Annotated in this window: 17 protein-coding genes and 2 pseudogenes; 13 read left to right on the top strand and 6 right to left on the bottom strand. The window is 63.5% G+C overall.

Translation table 11 applies throughout. The features are described 5' to 3' along the window. Nucleotides 1–9: 9 nt before the first annotated feature. The 11 genes and pseudogenes from DRB87_RS16295 to msrA all read left to right on the top strand — a co-directional run bounded on the left by DRB87_RS16295 (nucleotide 10) and on the right by msrA (nucleotide 7,868). A pseudogene (locus DRB87_RS16295) lies at nucleotides 10–1,253 on the top strand (acyl-CoA dehydrogenase family protein). A gap of 45 nt (nucleotides 1,254–1,298) precedes the next feature. Continuing rightward, a complete protein-coding gene (locus DRB87_RS23715; protein WP_130026649.1) occupies nucleotides 1,299–1,493 on the top strand; it encodes a hypothetical protein in 195 nt (64 codons plus the stop codon). Then, nucleotides 1,409–1,600: pseudogene (locus DRB87_RS23985) on the top strand (hypothetical protein); the annotation flags it as partial. The gene DRB87_RS23715 and the pseudogene DRB87_RS23985, both read left to right, overlap by 85 nt. Before the next feature lie 185 nt (nucleotides 1,601–1,785). Further along, the gene (locus DRB87_RS23980; protein WP_255501265.1) at nucleotides 1,786–2,322 is read left to right on the top strand and encodes a class I adenylate-forming enzyme family protein; all 537 of its coding nucleotides are present in this window, start codon (nucleotides 1,786–1,788) and stop codon (nucleotides 2,320–2,322) included. Continuing rightward, complete coding sequence (locus DRB87_RS23705; protein WP_165385343.1) at nucleotides 2,307–2,849, top strand: AMP-binding protein; 543 nt, start codon at nucleotides 2,307–2,309, stop codon at nucleotides 2,847–2,849. The genes DRB87_RS23980 and DRB87_RS23705 overlap by 16 nt, the downstream gene beginning before the upstream one ends. Nucleotides 2,850–3,092: 243 nt before the next feature. Next, on the top strand, nucleotides 3,093–3,839 hold the full coding sequence (locus DRB87_RS16275; RefSeq protein ID WP_130026647.1) for an IclR family transcriptional regulator: 747 nt from the start codon (nucleotides 3,093–3,095) through the stop codon (nucleotides 3,837–3,839). Nucleotides 3,840–3,876: 37 nt separating this feature from the next. Further along, nucleotides 3,877–4,614 carry a transporter substrate-binding domain-containing protein gene (locus DRB87_RS16270; RefSeq protein WP_130026646.1) on the top strand — a complete coding sequence of 246 codons (738 nt, stop codon included), beginning with the start codon at nucleotides 3,877–3,879 and terminating at the stop codon, nucleotides 4,612–4,614. 111 nt (nucleotides 4,615–4,725) lie between these two features. Then, nucleotides 4,726–5,394 (top strand): amino acid ABC transporter permease, encoded by a 669-nt coding sequence (locus DRB87_RS16265; RefSeq protein WP_017235007.1) that lies wholly within the window; start codon nucleotides 4,726–4,728, stop codon nucleotides 5,392–5,394. Next, entirely contained in the window at nucleotides 5,391–6,167 is a 777-nt protein-coding gene (locus DRB87_RS16260; protein WP_130026645.1) for an amino acid ABC transporter ATP-binding protein, read from the top strand. The genes DRB87_RS16265 and DRB87_RS16260 overlap by 4 nt, the downstream gene beginning before the upstream one ends. Before the next feature lie 19 nt (nucleotides 6,168–6,186). Further along, complete coding sequence (gene hutG / locus DRB87_RS16255) at nucleotides 6,187–7,134, top strand: formimidoylglutamase (RefSeq protein ID WP_130026644.1); 948 nt, start codon at nucleotides 6,187–6,189, stop codon at nucleotides 7,132–7,134. Between the two features lie 158 nt (nucleotides 7,135–7,292). Then, nucleotides 7,293–7,868, top strand: a complete 576-nt coding sequence (gene msrA, locus DRB87_RS16250; RefSeq protein ID WP_240756022.1) for a peptide-methionine (S)-S-oxide reductase MsrA — start codon at nucleotides 7,293–7,295, stop codon at nucleotides 7,866–7,868. A 90-nt stretch (nucleotides 7,869–7,958) separates the two neighbouring features. Here msrA and DRB87_RS16245 read toward each other — a convergent pair whose 3' ends face one another. Then, nucleotides 7,959–8,783 (bottom strand): hypothetical protein, encoded by an 825-nt coding sequence (locus tag DRB87_RS16245; protein ID WP_130026643.1) that lies wholly within the window; start codon nucleotides 8,781–8,783, stop codon nucleotides 7,959–7,961. 94 nt (nucleotides 8,784–8,877) lie between these two features. After that, nucleotides 8,878–9,219, bottom strand: a complete 342-nt coding sequence (locus DRB87_RS16240; RefSeq protein WP_130026642.1) for a hypothetical protein — start codon at nucleotides 9,217–9,219, stop codon at nucleotides 8,878–8,880. A 586-nt stretch (nucleotides 9,220–9,805) separates the two neighbouring features. Between DRB87_RS16240 and DRB87_RS16235 the strand changes: the two genes are divergently transcribed. Both DRB87_RS16235 and fabV read left to right on the top strand, forming a co-directional pair. Then, nucleotides 9,806–11,344, top strand: coding sequence for an MFS transporter (locus DRB87_RS16235; protein ID WP_130027907.1), 1,539 nt, complete (start codon nucleotides 9,806–9,808; stop codon nucleotides 11,342–11,344). Between the two features lie 168 nt (nucleotides 11,345–11,512). Further along, nucleotides 11,513–12,706: an enoyl-ACP reductase FabV gene (fabV, locus tag DRB87_RS16230; protein ID WP_130026641.1), complete on the top strand. Its 1,194-nt coding sequence runs from the start codon at nucleotides 11,513–11,515 to the stop codon at nucleotides 12,704–12,706. A 278-nt stretch (nucleotides 12,707–12,984) separates the two neighbouring features. Here the strand turns inward: fabV and DRB87_RS16225 are convergent, their stop codons facing one another. The 4 genes from DRB87_RS16225 to DRB87_RS16210 all read right to left on the bottom strand — a co-directional run bounded on the left by DRB87_RS16225 (nucleotide 12,985) and on the right by DRB87_RS16210 (nucleotide 18,407). Further along, a complete protein-coding gene (locus DRB87_RS16225) occupies nucleotides 12,985–14,118 on the bottom strand; it encodes a DUF72 domain-containing protein (RefSeq protein WP_130026640.1) in 1,134 nt (377 codons plus the stop codon). Continuing rightward, nucleotides 14,115–15,326, bottom strand: a complete 1,212-nt coding sequence (locus DRB87_RS16220) for a cyclopropane-fatty-acyl-phospholipid synthase family protein (protein WP_130026639.1) — start codon at nucleotides 15,324–15,326, stop codon at nucleotides 14,115–14,117. Before DRB87_RS16220 ends, DRB87_RS16225 begins: the two co-directional genes overlap by 4 nt. Nucleotides 15,327–15,439: 113 nt before the next feature. Further along, nucleotides 15,440–16,087, bottom strand: coding sequence for a pyridoxamine 5'-phosphate oxidase (gene pdxH / locus DRB87_RS16215; RefSeq protein WP_130026638.1), 648 nt, complete (start codon nucleotides 16,085–16,087; stop codon nucleotides 15,440–15,442). A gap of 283 nt (nucleotides 16,088–16,370) precedes the next feature. Then, entirely contained in the window at nucleotides 16,371–18,407 is a 2,037-nt protein-coding gene (locus DRB87_RS16210; protein ID WP_240756021.1) for an AsmA family protein, read from the bottom strand. Between the last annotated feature and the right edge of the window lie 36 nt (nucleotides 18,408–18,443).

Raw genomic sequence — 18,443 nt, 5'->3', positions numbered from 1 at the left:
GAGACCACCGTGGCCTATCAGCCCCCTTCGATCGTCGGCGAGCATCACCCGCTCACGGACAAGCAACGGCGCCTGCTGGCGCTGGCCGAGCAGGTGGGACGCGAGTCGCTCGCGCCGCGCGCGGCCCGCTGGGACCGCGAAGCGTCGTTCCCGTTCGAGAACTACGACGACATGCGCGCCGCCGGTTTGCTGAAGTTGTGCATTCCCGAGTCGGACGGCGGCCTGGGCGCCGATTTCGCCACGTACATGATGGTCTCCGCCGAACTGGGCCGCCATTGCGGTGCGACGGCGCTCACGTTCAACATGCACACATGTTCGATGATGTGGACCGGCATTCTCGCCGACGATCTCGACATGACGCCCGAGCAACGTGCCGAGCATGCGCGCTATCGCGAGCATCACTTCGCGCGCGTGATCCAGGACGGGGCGATCTATGCGCAACCGTTCTCCGAGGGCAGCGCGGCCGCGGCGGGCAAGGCGCCGTTCGGCACCACGGCGACGAAAGTCGACGGCGGCTGGAAGATCAACGGACGCAAGATTTTCGCGTCGCTCTCGGGGCGGCGAACTACTACGGCGTGCTGTGCACCGAAGACAAGCCCGAGTTGTCGATGAAGGACACGTTCTATATCGCGGTGCCCGGCGACGCCCCGGGCGTCACCGTGACCGGCGACTGGGATCCGCTCGGCATGCGCGGCACCGTCTCGCGCACGCTGCTTTTCAAGGATGTGTTCGTTCCCGACGAACTGCAATTGATGCCGCGCGGCGTCTACTATCAGGCCGCCAGTCGTTGGCCGCACATGTTCATGACGCTGGCCCCGACGTACATGGGCATCGCGCAGGCCGCGTACGATTTCACCGTGCGCTATTTGCGAGGAGAAGCCGAGGGCATGGGGGCGCCGGTCAAGCGTCGTATGTATCCGACCAAGCAGATTGCCGTCGCGCAGATGCACATCATGCTCGAGCAGACGCGCGCGCTTTTCCTGCGCGCGTTGCAGGACGGCCGGGCCGACCCGGGCAAGGAGGCGCGTCTGCGCGCCTATGCGGCGCAGTACACGATCATGGAGAATGCCAACGAGCTGTGCCGTCTGGCCATTCGTACGTGCGGCGGGCAGTCGATGCTCAAGACGCTGCCGCTCGAACGCCTGTATCGTGATTCGCGTTGCGGTGCGCTGATGTTGCCCTGGACCGCGGAACTGTGCCTCGATCGCATCGGCCGCGAGGCGCTTTACGAACCGGGCGAGCGCGACGAGTAAGCTACGCACTCACGCCTCACCGTCTCTCTTGTCACGGAGAATCAGTTGACGCCCTTTGTAGAAGCGCTTGCCCGTCACGCACGTGCCACGCCGCAGCGGCTCGCGCTGCGCTGCGGCGTTGGCGACGAAGCGCAGCAGACCGACTTCGCCGCACTGTGGCGCCGCATCGAACGCGTGGGCGGGCATTTGCGCGGCACGTGGCGGATCGCCCGGGCGAGCGCGTCGCATGCCTGGGGCTGAACGACGAGCTACAACTGGCGCTGCTGTTCGCGTGCGCACGTGCCGGTGCCATCTTCCTGCCGCTGAATTTCCGTCTCGCCGTTCCCGAACTGGCGGCCATCGTGCGCCATGCCGGGGTGCGCGTGCTCTGGTCCGACGCGACGCACCGCGACATGGCCCGTCAGATTCGCGATGCGCTCGAAGTCACCGGCGACGCCGACCTGCCGCCACCGGCCATTGCGTCGATCGAAGGGCTGATCGCGGTGCCGTCGATCAAGCCGGTCGATTACCCGGACGTTGCCGCCGATGCCCCGTGTTGCTCGCCTATACGTCGGGCACAACGGGCGAGCCCAAGGGGGCCTTGCACACACAGGCCGGGCTGCTGGCCAACGCCGAGGCCAGTTGGTGGGCGCACGAGATGCGTGCCGAAGACCACGTCCTCTCGACCTTGCCGATGTTCCACGTCGGCGGTTTGTGCATTCAGACGTTACCGGCGCTGTTGCGTGGGGCGAGCGTTACGTTGCATCCGCGCTTCGATCCGGCCGCCTGGCTCACCGACGTGGCGAAACATCGGCCGACGCTGTCGTTGATGGTGCCCGCGACAATGCGCGCGGTGCAATGCCACCCGCTATGGCAGACGACCGATCTGTCCTCGTTGCGCGGCGTGATGGCCGGTTCCAGCGTTGTGCCGATGTCGGCCATCGACGCCTTCCATGCACGCGGCATTCCGCTCGGGCAAGTCTATGGCGCGACCGAGACCGGCCCGGTGTCGATCGCATTGCGCTTCGGCGAGGCGAAGGCGCATCCGGGCGCGGTTGGCCGGGCGTGCCCGGCGTGGAAGTCCGCCTGACCGATGCCGCGGGCCAGCCGGTTCTCGCCGGAGAGGTTGGCGAGATTCTCGTGCGCGCGCCGAATGTGATGCGCGAGTACTGGCGCGCGCCGGACCACGCGTCATTTGAAGGCGGCTGGTTTCACTCCGGCGATCTGGCACGGATGCGCGACGACGGTTGTTTCGAAGTCGTGGGTCGCAGCAAGGACATGATCATCTCGGGCGGCGAGAACATCTATCCGGCAGAAATTGAAAACGCGCTGGTCGACTGTCCGGGCGTGTTGGAGGCCGCTGTCGTCGGGGTGCCGGATGAGCGATGGGGCGAGGTGCCCGTTGCCGTCGTCGTGTGCGCATCATCGGCGAGCGCGACGCAACAATCCGTGCTCGATTTTCTCGGCGCACGCATCGCTCGCTTCAAATTACCGCGACGGGTGGTCATCGTCGACGCGCTGCCGAAGAGTGCCCTTGGGAAAGTGCAGAAGCCGATTCTCATTGGCTGGTTATCGGCGACCTCCGAATCGCGAACGTCGATGACCGGTCGATCATAAAAAAGATCACCCTGTTGTCGCTGAAAAAACGCCGAATCCCTTGTTTTATAAGAGGTTCGGCGTTTTTTTATGCGTCGCTTGCGTAGTGCGTAAGGGAAAATCCCTATGCGTAATCCTTCGGTTTGTTACCATCCGGTGGGAATTCAATTTTTTACTTTGGGAATTGCGTCGCAAGATAGCGCCCATGTCGTCATCAACGGGGTAGCCCGCTGATTTCTTTGCTTTCTTTGGCTTTTTAAGACGATGGACACCACCGAAGCGCAATCGGTCTCAGAGCGTGTGTTGCAAGTGCTTGTGACGGTCGCACGTCATGGAAGACCGATCGCGGCACGCGAGATCGCCGCGCAAACGAGGTTGCCGCTCTCTACCGTTTACCGCCACCTTGTGCCGCTCAAGAAGTGGGGCCTGGTGCAGGAGCACGCCCATGAGGCGCTCTACGAACCGGGACCGGTCGGCGTGCAATTGGCTTGGGGTTTCGACCACAACTCGCATCTTGTCACTCAGGCACGCGAAGAAATCGAAGCGCTCGTGCAGCGCACCGGCGAGACCGTCGGTCTGCTGGTCGCCGCGAATGGCCAGGTCGTTTGCCTTGACATGCACGAGAGCGAGCAATCGCTGCGTTGCTCCTTTGCGAAGGGGCGTGCCCACCCGCTGGTGCATGGCGCTTCCGCCAAGGCGCTGCTCTCGTTCCTGCCGCAAGCCACCCGCGAGAGCTTGATCAGCCGACAACTGGCGGGCCAGCCGGTGGCGCAGGAGCGTCTGGTCGCGCAGGTCGAGGAGATTCGCAAGCAGCGGTATGCGGTGTCCGAAAGCGAAGTCGACTTCGGCGTCTGGGGCGTGTCGGCCCCGGTGTTCGCCGCCAAGGAGCGTCTGGAAGGCACCATCACCTTGATGGCGCCGGCCGTGCGTGTGGCTCAGCGCCACGACGAGCTGATTCGCCTCACGTTGGCGGCAGCCGAGCGTATTTCGAATCGATTGCAATACTTTTAACCGGTTATCCGACCGAGACTACACGAAGGAGTCCCAGATGAAATTGCGTCACATCCTGTTCACGATGGCGCTGGCCATCACCTGCTCAAGCAAGGTTTTCGCGGCCGACGACGTGCTGCGTGTCGCCACCGATGCGACCTTCCCGCCGTTCGAATACGTGGAAAACGGCAAGCGTACCGGGTTCGACGTCGAGATGATCGAAGCCCTCGGCAAGGTCATGGGCAAGAAGATCGAGTGGATCGACATCGATTTCAAAGGCCTGATCCCGGCCGTGCTGTCAAAGCGTGCCGACGTGGCCGCATCGGCGATCTATATCACCGACGAGCGCCTGAAGGTCGTGAACTTCACGCATCCGTACTACACCGGCGGTCTGGCGATTCTGGTCAAGGCTGACAACACGGCCATCAAGGAACCGGCCGACCTGAACGGCAAGAAGGTGTCGGTCCAGGTGGGCACGAAGTCGGTGCAGTTCCTGAAAGAAAGCTACCCGAAGGTCGAGCGCGTGGAAGTCGAGAAGAACGACCAGATGTTCGAACTCGTGAAGATTGGCCGCGCCGACGCCGCCGTGACCGGCAAGCCTGCGGCGTTGTTGTACGCCAAGGCGAACCCGGTCGTGAAGGTGCTCGACAAGACGCTGACTGTCGAGCGCTATGGTTTCGCCGTGCGCAAGGGCGACACCGAGCTGACCAACGAGATGAACAAGGCGCTTGAGAAGCTGCGTGCCGACGGCACCTACGCCGCGCTGGTCACCAAGTACTTCGGCGCTGCGAAGTAAGTTTTTCACCAACGTAATGCCAACGTAATACCGGGCGGGTCGACCGTCGCCCGAATGGGGAGACGGTGCCCGCCGACGCAATAAAGCCGTAGAGCTACTGACGGAGTACGCATGGAACTCGATTTTTCGCCGGTGTGGGCCAACTGGCAGGACCTCGCGCGGGGCGCGCTCGTGACCGTCGAGGTAACGGCTTGCGCGCTGGCGCTGGGCTGCGTGTTGGGTTTGCTGATCGGCATGGGCCGCCTGAACCCGGCGCATCGCATTCGCTACAGCATTTGTACCGCCTACGTCACATTCATTCGCGGTACGCCGCTGCTGGTGCAACTCTTCATTTTGTTCTTCGGCCTGCCGCAGTTCAACATTCTGCTGCCGGCATTCCTGTGCGGTGTACTGGGCCTGGGCATCTATAGCGGCGCCTACGTCTCGGAAATTGTGCGCGGTGCCATCCAGTCGATCGAACGCGGTCAGATGGAAGCCGCCCGCTCGCTCGGCATGCCTTACGGCATGGCCATGCGTTCGGTGATTCTGCCGCAGGCGATCGTGCGCATGATCCCGCCGCTGGGCAATGAATTCATCGCGCTGATCAAGAACTCTGCGCTGGTGTCGCTGCTCACGATTCACGACGTGATGCACGAAGGCCAGAAGATCATCAGCGTGTCGTACCGCTCGCTCGAAGTGTATTTGGCGATTGCGTTTGTCTATCTGATTCTGACCGGCACCACCACGCTGCTGCTGCAGCGCGCCGAGAAGTCCCTGCGTGCCGGAGGTGCCGTGCAATGAACGAAGTAAAGAAGGAATTCGGCGCGCCGATCCTGAAGATTGAAGGATTGGGCAAGGCTTACGGCAGCCTTCAGGTACTCAAGGGCATCGATTTCGAAGTCGATGCGCGTCAGGTGGTCGTCGTCATCGGCCCGAGCGGCTCGGGCAAGAGTACGTTCCTGCGCTGCTGCAACGGGCTGGAGACGGCCGAGCAGGGCACTATCGAGATCGTCGGCCACAAGCTCGTCGATCACGGCAAGATGATGGGCGAGAGCGCGCTCAATCAGCTACGCACCGAAGTGGGCATGGTGTTCCAGTCGTTCAATCTGTTCCCGCACTTGACGGTGCTCGAGAACGTGACGCTTGCGCCGCGCAAGCTGCGCGGCATGAAGGCCGCCGAGGCCGAGACACTGGCCCGCGAACTGCTCGCCAAGGTAGGACTGGCTGCAAAGGCGGACGTCTTCCCGGGCACGCTCTCGGGCGGCCAGAAGCAGCGTGTGGCGATTGCCCGCGCGCTGGCCATGCAGCCGCAGGTCATGTTGTTCGACGAGCCGACGTCGGCGCTCGATCCGGAACTGGTGGGCGAAGTCCTGCAAGTGATGAAGACGCTGGCGAACGACGGCATGACGATGCTCGTCGTCACGCATGAGATGGGGTTCGCACGCGAAGTGGCGGATGTCGTGGTGGTGATGGACCAGGGCCGGATCATCGAAGCCGGGTCGCCCGAGCAGATCTTCACCGCGCCGCGCGAAGCGCGTACGCGGGAGTTTCTGCAAGCGGTTATTGCACGGTAAGGCAAGGCAGGCAAAACGTATGACAATCGATCGAACGGTCTGGCAAGGCCGCGTGGATACCGGTGAAGCCGGCCACACCCTGCGTCTGCATCAGGTGCTGCGCGACTACGACGCGTCGCAGGTCGCGGGTGGCGCCGTTGTGCTGGGGTTTTGCAGTGACGAAGGCGTGCGCCGGAATCACGGACGTTTGGGCGCCGTCGCCGGCCCGGACATGCTGCGTCGCGCGCTGGCGAGCTTGCCCGTGCAGGGCTCGCCCGCGGTGTTCGACGGCGGCAATATTGTGTGTGCCGACGGCCGGCTCGAAGCGGCGCAGGCTGCACTCGGCCATCGCGTGGCCGAGGTGCTGGCGGCGGGCGCCCGTCCGGTGGTGCTGGGCGGCGGACACGAGATCGCCTACGGCACATTCCTTGGCGTGGCCGAGCATTTCGGCGACCGCCTGCGCGACGAGCCGATGCTGATCCTCAACTTCGACGCCCACTTCGATTTGCGTGCCCAGCCGAGTGCCAGTTCGGGGACCCCTTTCTGGCAAATCTCGCAGTGGCTCGCGGGCCGTCAGGCGCCTTTCCGCTACGCGTGTCTTGGCGTGAGTCGTTACAGCAATACCGACGCACTGTTCGAGCGGGCGGCGGCGTTGCAGGTGGACTATTGGCTCGACGAGGCCATGTTGGCGCATCGTCTGCCGGAGATGTGCGAACGACTCGACGCAATGCTCGCCGAGGTGAGCCACGTGTACCTGACCATCGACATGGACGTGTTGCCGGGCGAGAAGGCGCCGGGGGTGTCGGCGCCAGCGGCCCATGGCGTGGCGCTCGAAGTGGTCGAGGCGCTCATCGGTGTCGTGCGTCGTTCGGGCAAGCTGCGCGTGGCGGATATCGCCGAGTACAACCCGACGTACGACCGCGACGGTCTCACGGCCCGCGTCGGTGCGCGGCTGCTGCATCCGCTCATCACGCAATTCCGTGGCTAGCCGGTCCATCATGCGCGGACGCGACGTGCGGGCCGCATAGGGTTATTTGCGCCGTTCACCGGACTTCTGCGCGACAATAGGGCGGGCGATCGAACCATGGATCGCCCGCCCTATTGGTTTGGTGCGCCGCGGCAAAATCATAGTCGACAAGCGAGGTCATGATGACAGAGCAGACGAACTCCCTGAGCAATACCCATATGGAAGTTGCCACGCTGGCCGGTGGTTGTTTCTGGTGCCTCGAGGCCTGCTACCAGCAGCTCGATGGCGTCAAGTCCGTAGTCTCGGGCTACGAGGGCGGTCATGTCGACAACCCGACCTACGAGCAGGTCTGCGAGGGCGAAACCGGTCACGCGGAAGTGGTGCGGCTGATGTACGACCCCGGCGTCGTGACGTTCGAGGAACTGCTGATCGTGTTCTTCCAGATCCACGATCCGACGACCGTCAATCGCCAGGGCAACGACATCGGCACGCAGTATCGCTCCGCCATCTTCTATCAGGACGAGGCACAGAAAACGGCGGCAGAACATCTCATCGCCGAGTTGATGGCCGAGATGACCTATGCGCATCCGATCGTCACGCAAGTGGTGCCCGCGCAGACGTTCTGGCCCGCCGAAGCGTATCACCAGAATTACTTCCGCCAGCATCCCGATCAGGGCTACTGCGCGTATGTCGTGGCGCCGAAGCTCAAGAAATTCCGCGAGAAGTTTGCGCGACGCCTTAAGTCGGCCGCATAACCACGCCAACCCTCAACCGCCGCCCCGTTTCTCACGTATCGACTGGCGTGTGGAGACTCGGGACGGCGGCGAGGTAGGGCCGCCCTAACGTCAAAGAATCACGCACCCGCCGTTTTGCATCAGGTCGAGCGGATCGTAACGGGTGTTGCGGTCCTCGACTGAGCGAGGCGAGCGGCTCGGATCGGTTTGTTTTTGGCATCGGGCCAACTGCGAGGTGAAATCGCACAGGGTCGTGTCATCCTGGATCGCCAGTGCATATCCACCGGGCGGCAACGTGGTGTATCCGCGCATCCCCGCTGCGCGGTAATGGAAGGCGAGAATCGCCGAGTGATCTTCCCGGATACGCGCGGCGTAAGGATTGCCTTCATGGAGAAACGCCAGCTCACTCTCGCCGGCGAACAGAAATGCCGCCTCTTGCTCGATGTCAGGTTCTGGGAACGTGAACCGGCCGATATCGATACTGTGTCCCCCAACATCGAAGGTCAATGCGTTCAGCGTGCCGGGCAGATAAGCCGGATCGTCTCGCAGTAGTGAAGGCAACCCCAATTCGCTGATTCGCGCATCGACCGAGACCTCGGCGCCGTCGGGGTGAAGCGTCAGCAAGTCGCCGAGCGTCTTGCGAAGTTCTGCATTGTTGGGGTGCCGAGGTGTCCCGCACGCGCCAAGCGGGGTGATGAGTTCTGCGAGCACATCATCGAAGTAGTCGTTGACTGGCATGGTTCGGCACGTGAAAGCGGCACCATGGAAGTGAGCGTTGGATCGCTTCGCAGCTTGCGACGTCGGTTGCCACGCGTGAGACTGATTCTCGATTTTTTCGATATCGATGGCGATTTCGTGGCGATTCGCGCGAGCGTCAAACGCATATGATATCGGGTTGGATTGCGCGTAAGGAATTGCCAAGGCGAGGAACGGCATGGTCCATGCTCCCTGAAGTAGGTCACGCGGGGAAGGGGGGGCGCTGAGAAAATTCGACGTGCGTGCGACGGGAATCGTCGCCGAAAGGCCTGTGTCAACCTACGACACGCGCGGACGCACCACCAGCCGCTGCAAACAGGATCAGACATGGCTCTCCGACTTGCGCCGCGTGTCCCTGGGCAGCGGCGAGGCTGTCGAAGAAGAACGCTTCGGCCGCACTCTGCACCTGTTGCGTCACGATTTCGAAGCGATGGTGATCGAAGCGGATGTCGAGATACGTAAGACTCGTGTGAAACCAGACCACGTAGCCGGCAAATGGCAGTGCCGACGGTAACGCCGGAACGATTCGCGCCGAGTGCTGCTCGCTGTCTGACGCCGTGGCGGTCTGCGCTTGCAGCCAGCGTCGATAGTCCTCGCGCACAGGTCGGTTATTCATGGTCGTATCTCCTGAGAAGTGACGACGACGCACCCTGAAGTGTCGAGCGATGGTGCAGCCGTTGATAAGGCACGGTTTTCGCAAATGGCCCGGACCTTGCAGGATGTGCGTCGCGCTGTCGAAACGCGCGGCGTTCGGCGACGCGGCAACGTCCTATGGGCGCCGACATGCTTGCCGGGGCCCGACGCAATCTAAGGCTGGCGATCGGATTCGATCGATGTCCCGCCAACGAATCGATCATGCCCGCTGCGCTGGCTGACGGGCTAAAGGAGCGTCCGAAAGGGGTATCGGACAACGCCTGGTTCTAGCGGTACGGGTGAGACGACGGGCACCGAGGCGACCGTCGTGGCGGTGAATGTGCCTCGGTCTGCCGTTGAATTTTTCTTCGGCGATGGCCGCCGTCGTGGGTTCTGCACCGTCGGATCGCCGCCTGCCGGGGCGTCGCGGGCGATCGAGCCCGGAAACCCGCGCCGCGCCTAACCGTTCATATGTTCATTAATTTTCACGTAAAATGTCGGCTCCCCTCCATGTAGTCTTCAGGTAGCCCGCCGTGCGCCCCCTGCCTTTTCGCGATGCGTTGATGGCCATGATTGGCATTGCGCTCGTCAACATGCTGGTCGCTCTCGACCAGACCGTCGTCAGTACTGCGCTGCCGTCCATCGTCGCCGAACTCAAGGGTTTCGAGTATTACGCCTGGATCGCGAGCATTTACCTGCTGGCCTCCGTCGTGACCGTGCCGGTGTTCGGAAGACTTGGCGATTACTTCGGTCGTCGCCGGTTCGTGATTGCCTCGGTGGTGACCTTTACCGTCGCCTCGGTGCTTTGCGGTCTGGCCCCCAACATGCCGTTCCTCGTTTTCGCGCGCGGATTGCAGGGGATCGGTGGCGGCATGATGGTCGGCACCGCTTTCGCCTCCGTGCCCGACCTGTTCCCGGACGCTCGCTCGCGCGTGCGCTGGCAGGTCGTGATCACCACGGCCTATGGCATTGGCACGGCGGCGGGGCCATCGCTGGGGGGCCTGCTCTCCGAGCATTTCGGCTGGCGCTCCACATTTTTCGTGAACCTGCCGGTCGGTCTGGCGGCGCTGTATTTCGTCTGGCGATACCTGCCCAAGTTTCCGTCGGCACATCAAGGCGACGTGCGCGTCGACTGGCGTGGCGCACTGTGGATCGCCGTCGTACTCGGCGGCTTCCAGGTGTTCATCGAGAACTTGCCGGCCCATGGCGCATCGCTCGGGAATGGGCTGTTGATTGCCGGGGTCGCGATCGGCTTCTGGGTATTGCTGCGCACGGAACGGCGCGCCACCCATCCCATCGTGCCGCTCGACATGTTCCGTCACCCGCAGCTCGTGGTGCTCTTCACATTGTCGGTGCTGATCGGCTTCGTGATGTACTCGCTGATTTTCTTCGCGCCATTGCTGTTGCAGGGCGGCTTCGGTCTGAGCCCGCAGGCGGCCGGCTTGATCGCGACACCGCTCGCCGCGTGCATCGCGCTGGGCAGCTTCATCAATACCCCGATCGTGGTGCGCCTGTCGCGTCCGACAAACATGCTGATCCTTGGGTTCTGTCTGCTGGCCGTCGCCTCGGCCGGCGTGGGGCTGTCCCATCGCGTGACGTCGCATGGCATGATCGCCCTGATGATGGGCTGCGCGGGCATTGGCATCGGCTTCATCCTGAACAACATGAACGTGTTCGGGCAGGAAATTGCCGGGCGCGAACGTTTTGGCATCACCACCGCGCTGTTGCAGTCGACGCGCATGGTCGGCGGCATGCTGGGCACGACGATCGTGGGCACGCTGGTCAATCACTGGTATGCCAACGGGGTGGCCGGTGTGGTGTCGGGTTACGACGGTACGCCGGCGGCCCATGCCGTCGGGCGCGCGCTCGACCCGCGCATCCTGATCGATCCGACGTTGCGTGCCGACCTGTTGACCGATCTGCGGGCCATGGGAATCGACGGCATGCCGCTGGTCGAAACCGCTCGCCAGACGCTCGTGAACGCCGTCCACGCCGGTGTGCTGCTTACCGGGATCGCGGCGATTACCGCGGCCGTGCTGGTGCGTCGTATCCGGCAAATTCAGTTTCCCAAGCGACACGATCGCTCGGCCGTGGCCGCACCCGAATAAGCCGAGAACCGCCCGGCGTTGTCCGAACGGGCTACGCCTGGCGTCTGAAAGCCGAAGCGCGGGGTGAGAGAACCCCCGTCAAAATGCCGGGGCGGTCCCGACCTCGTTTACAATGCGCGGTGTTTGCCGGGTGAGCCGGCATCTCCGATTTTTGTGAACGAGGTTTCCATGATCATCAAGCCACGCGTGCGCGGCTTCATCTGCGTCACCACCCATCCTGTCGGCTGCGAAGCCAACGTCAAGCAACAGATCGCGTATGTGAAGGCGCAGGGTGCGATTGCGAACGGCCCGAAGAAGGTGCTCGTGATCGGCGCGTCGACCGGCTACGGCCTGGCTGCGCGCATTACCGCCGCCTTCGGCAGCGACGCCGCAACGCTGGGCGTGTTCTTCGAGCGCGCCGGCAGCGAGACCAAGCCGGGAACGCCGGGTTGGTACAACACGGCAGCCTTCGACAAGTTCGCCACCGAGAAGGGGCTATACGCGAAGAGCATCAACGGCGACGCCTTCTCCAGGGAAATCAAGGCCAAGACCATCGAGACGATCAAGCAGGATCTTGGTCAGGTCGATCTGGTCGTCTACAGCCTGGCTTCGCCGCGCCGCACGCATCCGGAAACGGGGCAGGTGTTCAGCTCGGTGCTCAAGCCGGTGGGCAAGTCGGTGACGTTGCGCGGTATCGATACCGACAAGGAAGTCGTCAAGGCGTCGGTGTTCGAGCCGGCCACGCAGGAAGAGATCGACAACACGGTGGCCGTCATGGGCGGCGAAGACTGGCAGATGTGGATCGACGCGCTCGCCGACGCGGGCGTGCTCGCCCCGGGCGCCAAGACCACGGCGTTCACGTATCTCGGCGAGAAGCTCACGCACGACATCTACTGGAATGGGTCGATTGGTGCGGCCAAGAAGGATCTCGACGAGAAGGTGCTGGGCCTTCGCGCCAAACTCGCGGCCAGCGGCGGTGACGCGCGCGTGGCCGTGCTCAAGGCGCTGGTCACGCAAGCCAGCTCGGCCATCCCGATGATGCCGCTCTACCTCTCGCTGCTGTTCAAGGTGATGAAGGCCAAGGGCACGCATGAGGGTTGCATCGAGCAGATCTACGGCCTGTACAAGGACAGCCTGTATGGCGCGACGCCAAAGCTCGACGACGAAGGCCGTGTGCGCACCGATCAGAAGGAGCTCTCGCCCGACGTGCAAGCCGAGGTCGCGGCCCTGTGGGACAAGGTGACCGACGAGAACCTGTATGACCTCACGGACTTCGCCGGCTACAAGCACGAATTCCTGCGCTTGTTTGGATTCGAGATCGACGGTGTGGATTACGAGGCCGACGTGAATCCAGACGTGCCGATTCCGCATCTCGTAGCGTAACGCGTCAGGGCGTCCCAGGCTTTTTAAAGACTGCCGGGGACGTTCGGTAACAGCGCAGCGCAATAACGATGGCTCGAGTTCGGCGTAGGCGCCGGCTCGGGCCATCGTCGCTTCCGGGGGCGAGGGAGGCGCTTGCCGCCCACGTGCCGCATGCCGAGCGTGGCTTGGTCGTGTCCTGGCGCTGAGCGTTGCGTTGCGGTGACGCCGCGTCGTCGTGTCGTCCCTTCGTGTCGTCCCCGTCGTCCCGTTGCCCCGTTGCTGCGTCGGGCCGGGCGGTGTCACTCCGTGCTGGCGAGCGACGCTGCGGCGGACAACTCGACGACGCGCTCGGCCAACGCGCGGCACGACAGGGGCGAAGAGCCTTCGGCCTTGTTGTTGACGATCACGTAGACGGGATGGCCGGCGAGGGCGTAATGGGTGGCCAGCGCGGCCAGCACATCGCGCGTTGCCGGGTCGGGATCGACGATCTTGTCGAACGGCGCATATTTGGCCTTGGCTTGCTCGTAGCGATGGCCGCTGTTTAGATTCCAGCGCACCACCAGCGGTCCCGCGCCCGCTTCGTCGAGCATGGCCAACGCTGCGGCCTGACGCTCCACATGCGGCATCCGCGCGTGCAGGCCGATGCAATAACGCACCCCCAGTTGCCCCAGCGCTCGCATGAGACGCGGCGTGAGCAACGCGCCGTCGCGAATTTCCAGTGCATAACATGGCCCTGGGTCGGCGATGCCGACGGACGTAGTGTCACTCCGCGGCAATGGCGGCAGCGCCCCGAAGAACGCTTCGATGCGTTGAACCAACGCGGGAATGTCACGCAGTAATTCCGACGGCAATGGCGAGACTTGAAACACGAGTACGCCGGCCTTCGGCCCGAGCCCGGTCAGACACGGCGTCACGAACTGTTCGGCGGCGATTCTCGCGTCGAGAAAGCAGGGATTCGCGCTCAGGCCTTCGCCTTTTTCTCCACGAACAAGTGCGTCGGTCACGACGCTCGGTGCCTTGACCAGGAACCGGAAGTCCTCCGGCACCTGCTGCGCGTACGTCTGATATTCGACAATCGACATTGGCTTGTAGAACGAACGGTCGATCCCGACGCAACGCAGCACCGGATGGCTCGCGTAAGCCGTCAGTCCTTGGCGGGAGAGCTTGGCGTCGCTGTAGTCGTCGTCCCAGACAATGCCTTTCCAGCCGGGGAACGACCACGACGAGGTGCCCAGACGGATCGAGCCGGGCAACCGTTCGCCCAAGGACTGCATGGCAGCGGGAATGTCGGCCGCGCCGACACCGCTGCGGCGCTTTGTGCCCGCGCGAGGGACTTGGCTTTTCGGCGTTGCGGGGTTGCCATCGACCTGCCTGGCATGTCCGCCTGTCGCGGGATCGTCAGGCGTCGTGCCAAACAGATCGAACTGGCTCATCGGTTCTCGTACATGTAACGGCGCGACCAGGGCAGGCGTGTGGCGGACTGACCCGCCTTGCGGCAGACGATCTGATAGAGCGAGACGTGATCGTGCTCGAACGCGTACGCGCAGCCCGCCAGGTACACGCGCCAGACGCGGAAGCGCTCTTCGCCCGCCAGTTCGCGCAGACGCGGGGCGTGCGCTTCAAAGCGCTCGGACCAGAGCGAGAGGGTGCGTGCGTAGTGACGGCGCAAGCTTTCCACATCACTCGCTTCGAGTCCCCCGCGCTGCATCGATTCGAGCGCGAGGCTGATGTGCGGCAACTCGCCATTCGGGAACACGTACTTGTCGATGAAATCGCCGCCGCCCATCGCCGTCTCGCCGCTATCCGGATCGGTCGACGTGATGCCATGGTTCATGGCGACGCCGTCGTCCTTGAGCAGCGACGCCATCTGGGCGAAGTAGTCTTTCAGGTGCTTGCGTCCAACGTGCTCGAACATCCCCACGCTCGTGATGCGATCGAACTGACCCTCCACGTCGCGGTAATCCTGGATGCGGATCTCGATCCGATCCGTCAGACCGAGTTTCCTGACCCGTTCGGTGGCCAGATCGAACTGATTCTGCGACAGCGTGATGCCGACACACTTCGCCCCGAACTTCTGCGCGGCGCGAATCACAAGGGCGCCCCAGCCGCAGCCGATATCGAGCAGTGTCTGCCCGGGCTGCAAGGCGATCTTGGTGAGAATGTGATCGATCTTCTTCTCTTGCGCCGTGTCGAGGTCTTCGTCACCGTTCTCGAAGTAGGCACACGAATAGACCATGTTCTTGTCCAGCCAGAGCTGGTAGAACTCGTTCGACACGTCGTAGTGGAACTCGATCGAGCGCTTGTCGGACTTCTTGCTGTGCGTGTAGTGGCGCACCGCGCGTTCCAGCGGGCCGAGCGTGGTGAGGCTGCTGCCGGCGAGCGCGTAACTCATGTCGATGACGTCGACGAGCTTGCCCTCGACGTCGATCTCGCCCTTCACATAGGCCTCGCCAAGATTGTCCAGGCTGGGACTCAACAGACGCGTCACGGCCGCGGGGCCATTGATGCGCAGCGTTACGCTCGGATTATCGAACGCGCCGAAATCGTAGTGCTGTCCATTCCAGAGCGCGAGGCGGATCGGCAGGTTGGAGGATGTCTTGACGCCGCTGACCCAGTTTTCGAGTTTTTTCTCCCACAACATGGATATGCTCCAAGTGTCACCAAAAAAACTTCATTCCGTAGCGCACGGCACAGTGACGTCTCCTCGTCAAACGGGCAGGCAGGCGTACCGCGTCGGCGTCGCCGACATCATGATTACGGGGACAGGCGCGCGACGCGCCAGGATCCGTCGGCAAGCTGGAAATATTTGATGCGATCGTGCAGGCGCGACTCGCGGCCCTGCCAGAATTCGAAGGTCTCCGGCAGGAGCCGGTAGCCCCCCCAATGGGGCGGTCGCGGCGGGGCGTCGCCGAACTGGCGCCGGAATTCCGCCTCGCGTTGCTCGATGATGCTGCGATCCGCCACTTCGGCGCTCTGTACCGAGGCCCACGCCCCGAGACGAGAGCCCACCGGGCGCGAATGATAATACGCGTCGCTCTGCGCTTCGCTCACCTTCTCGACACGACCCTCGATGCGCACCTGGCGCTCGAGTTCGATCCAGTGGAACAGCAGGCAGCCGTAAGGCGTGGCCTCCAGTTCGCGGCCTTTGCGCGACTCGTAATTCGTGAAGAACGTGAATCCGTTTTCGTCCGCGCCCTTGATGAGTACGATGCGGGCGTCGGGCCGACCGTCAGGCGTGACGGTGGCGAGCGTCATGGCATTGGGCTCGGGCAGTTGAGCCGCGAGCGCTTGCTCGAACCAGCGTCGGAATTGATCGAACGGGCTGGGCGCGACATCGGTCTCGGAAAGTGAGCCGAGGGCGTAATTTTTGCGCAGGTCCGCGAGAGAAAGCGTCTGGGTCACGACGATCGGTGTCGGTCTGTTGCGGGTGGGGTTGCGACACAGTATAGCGAAGAGTCGGCGAACGTGCGCAAGAGACAATTTGCCGCATTGCCGGTGCATCGATTCGCCGAATACACCGTGGGACGGGCGATTCGCGTCATGTGCTTGATATTTAAGGAGTGAACTAATGGACGGTACTGTTGGCGCCATCCGCGACGTTGCGTGGCGCGGCAGCGACAATTCCCTCACGCTGGCATGGGCATTGCTTTGGCCGAGCGAAGGGGCGGCGTGAGCGACATCGGGGTCAGGGCGTTTCGCGGCCCGGCCCGAACGTCGGGGCCGTGGCCGACGCGCGCGGTTCGCGCTGGCCGCCGGCCGGGTTGCCGTTCGCACCGGACACCGGTTTGACCGCCGACGGATGGCGGCTGGGGGGACGCTTCAGGCTGGCGAGCAGTTCGCCGCAAGGGCTGTCCTTGCCCGGGCCGAGTTCGAGCAGCGGCACGAGGGCCGTGTACGGCGCGAGCACGCCCAGCGCGATCGCCCCCCCGGCGCGGGCGATCAGCGTGGGGACATTCACGCCGACGTCCGGATGCTTGAATGTGCCCCGCACATAGAGCGGCGAGCGCAAGGACAGGAGGCCAAAGTGCTTCGGCTCGGGCCGGATGGTCAGATTGAAGTGCTCGCGCTTGAGATCGACCTGTCCTGTAACGCCAATGCTCGTGTCGTCGGTGTCGACGACGAACGTACGCGCGTCCATGACACCGTCGCGCACGGCAAAGTCGGCGGCCGCGCATCGCATCTCGATCTGCTTGTCGCCGAAGAGTTTGGTGACGACGATATTACCGACGTTGAGCCCCAGATACTCCAGCAGCAGCTTGCTCATCGAGCCGCGGTCGATCAGTGTCTTGATCTCGCCATTCGACGAGCCGGCCAGCGCGGCAATCGAGTTGCCGGTCGCCGTGAGCGCGGCGTCGCCGTTGACCTCGCCGACGCTCGTCTTCATCAGATTGACGTCCGGCAGCAACTGCTTCATCTGCAGGTGGCGGAGCGAGACCTGCGAATCGACCTTCATCGGCGTGGTCTGTCCGTCGAGCACGAGGGTCGAGGTGATGCGTCCGCCCGCAACGCCGAATTCCAGTGGGCGGAGCGAGAGTACGCCGTCGTCGAGCACGAGATGGGTGACGAGGTTGTCGATCGGCAGGCGTTTGTCCTTGATGATCTTGCGGCCGGTGAACTGCACGTCGGCGTCGATGGCGCGCCAGCGATCGGTCTTGAACGGGTCGACCGGCAGCACCTTGTCGGAAGGCGGCGCTTTCGGCTTGCCCGTCAGATCGCCGCCGCCGGAAGGGTTCTGTGCGCCGACGAGCGGGCCGAGATCGACCAGCCGCAGCTGATTCGACACGACCGCGCCCTGCAGGATATTGCGCGGCTGCCGTTGACGAAAGACCAGGGTGCCGGACAGATCGCTCTGCCCGACCTTGCCCTGGAAGCGTTCATAACGCCACACGCCCGCCGTATGCAGCAGATGACCGTTGGTCTCGTAGGCCGGGGTTTGCGGCAGCAGCACGCCGGTAATCGGATACAGGTCGGCCATCGTCGGCCCGGACAGGCGCAGATGCATGTCGAGCGCGGAGAGCGTGGCCGGATTCGTGAATGTGCCTTTGGCGGCGATCTGCGTGCGTCCGATGCGCACGTCGGCATCGAGCGGGTAGGGATCGCCGCTATCTTCGAGCGAGAGCACGTCGCCCGCGCGGGCGTGGCCGGTGACGGCGACCTTGCGGAAGGTGCCTTTGAGCGAGATGCCGATGCCGTACGGTGCCTGGCCGTCGATGGTGGCGATGTTCGCGCTCAGATCGAGCTGCTGCGGCACGAGATTGGCGTGTATCTCACCGTCTTCGAGAATCAGGCGGCCGATGCGCAGTGTCCACGGCGACGGTTTGCCGTCGCCCTTCGTGAAGGTCCAGTTGTTTTGGCCGTCGGCCCGCTGCTCGATGAGCACCTTCGGCGCGGACAAGGCGACTTCGGGCAGGACCACGCGCTTGTCGAGCAGCGGCAGCCATTCAAGTGAGAACGTGAGCCGGCCCAGCGTGATCATGTTCGGCGTCTGGCTCCACGCAACATTGCCTAACACGATATCATTCGCGATCAGGCGAGGCCGCGGCAGCCAGCGCCCCAGCCCCGGGGCATTGGCGTTCGGGGCCAGCCAGTGCAGCGAGAGGTCGCCCCGGATGTCGAACGGACGACCGGTCGCGGTGCTCACCTCCCGGTTGATGAAGGGCCGGGCGTAGTTCCAGTCAAACCACGTGATGAACGCCGCGAATGCCAGCACGATGGCGACCATCGTGATCGCCAGCCATTTCAAGGACGTTACCCATCG

This window comes from Pandoraea sp. XY-2 (assembly GCF_004193915.1).
Lineage (GTDB): Bacteria > Pseudomonadota > Gammaproteobacteria > Burkholderiales > Burkholderiaceae > Pandoraea > Pandoraea cepalis.
The sequence above is the reverse complement of the archived record's forward strand: the minus strand, read 5'-3'. Positions and strand labels throughout refer to the sequence as shown.

Excerpts from the sequence above, each read along its gene's own strand:
- DRB87_RS16275 (WP_130026647.1), top strand. The coding sequence starts at position 3,093 with ATGGACACCACCGAAGCGCAATCGGTCTCAGAGCGTGTGTTGCAAGTG.
- DRB87_RS16270 (WP_130026646.1), top strand. The coding sequence starts at position 3,877 with ATGAAATTGCGTCACATCCTGTTCACGATGGCGCTGGCCATCACCTGC.
- DRB87_RS16265 (WP_017235007.1), top strand. The coding sequence starts at position 4,726 with ATGGAACTCGATTTTTCGCCGGTGTGGGCCAACTGGCAGGACCTCGCG.
- DRB87_RS16260 (WP_130026645.1), top strand. The coding sequence starts at position 5,391 with ATGAACGAAGTAAAGAAGGAATTCGGCGCGCCGATCCTGAAGATTGAA.
- hutG (WP_130026644.1), top strand. The coding sequence starts at position 6,187 with ATGACAATCGATCGAACGGTCTGGCAAGGCCGCGTGGATACCGGTGAA.
- msrA (WP_240756022.1), top strand. The coding sequence starts at position 7,293 with ATGATGACAGAGCAGACGAACTCCCTGAGCAATACCCATATGGAAGTT.
- DRB87_RS16245 (WP_130026643.1), bottom strand. The coding sequence starts at position 8,783 with ATGCCGTTCCTCGCCTTGGCAATTCCTTACGCGCAATCCAACCCGATA.
- DRB87_RS16240 (WP_130026642.1), bottom strand. The coding sequence starts at position 9,219 with ATGAATAACCGACCTGTGCGCGAGGACTATCGACGCTGGCTGCAAGCG.
- DRB87_RS16235 (WP_130027907.1), top strand. The coding sequence starts at position 9,806 with ATGATTGGCATTGCGCTCGTCAACATGCTGGTCGCTCTCGACCAGACC.
- fabV (WP_130026641.1), top strand. The coding sequence starts at position 11,513 with ATGATCATCAAGCCACGCGTGCGCGGCTTCATCTGCGTCACCACCCAT.
- DRB87_RS16225 (WP_130026640.1), bottom strand. The coding sequence starts at position 14,118 with ATGAGCCAGTTCGATCTGTTTGGCACGACGCCTGACGATCCCGCGACA.
- DRB87_RS16220 (WP_130026639.1), bottom strand. The coding sequence starts at position 15,326 with ATGTTGTGGGAGAAAAAACTCGAAAACTGGGTCAGCGGCGTCAAGACA.
- DRB87_RS16210 (WP_240756021.1), bottom strand. The coding sequence starts at position 18,407 with ATGGTCGCCATCGTGCTGGCATTCGCGGCGTTCATCACGTGGTTTGAC.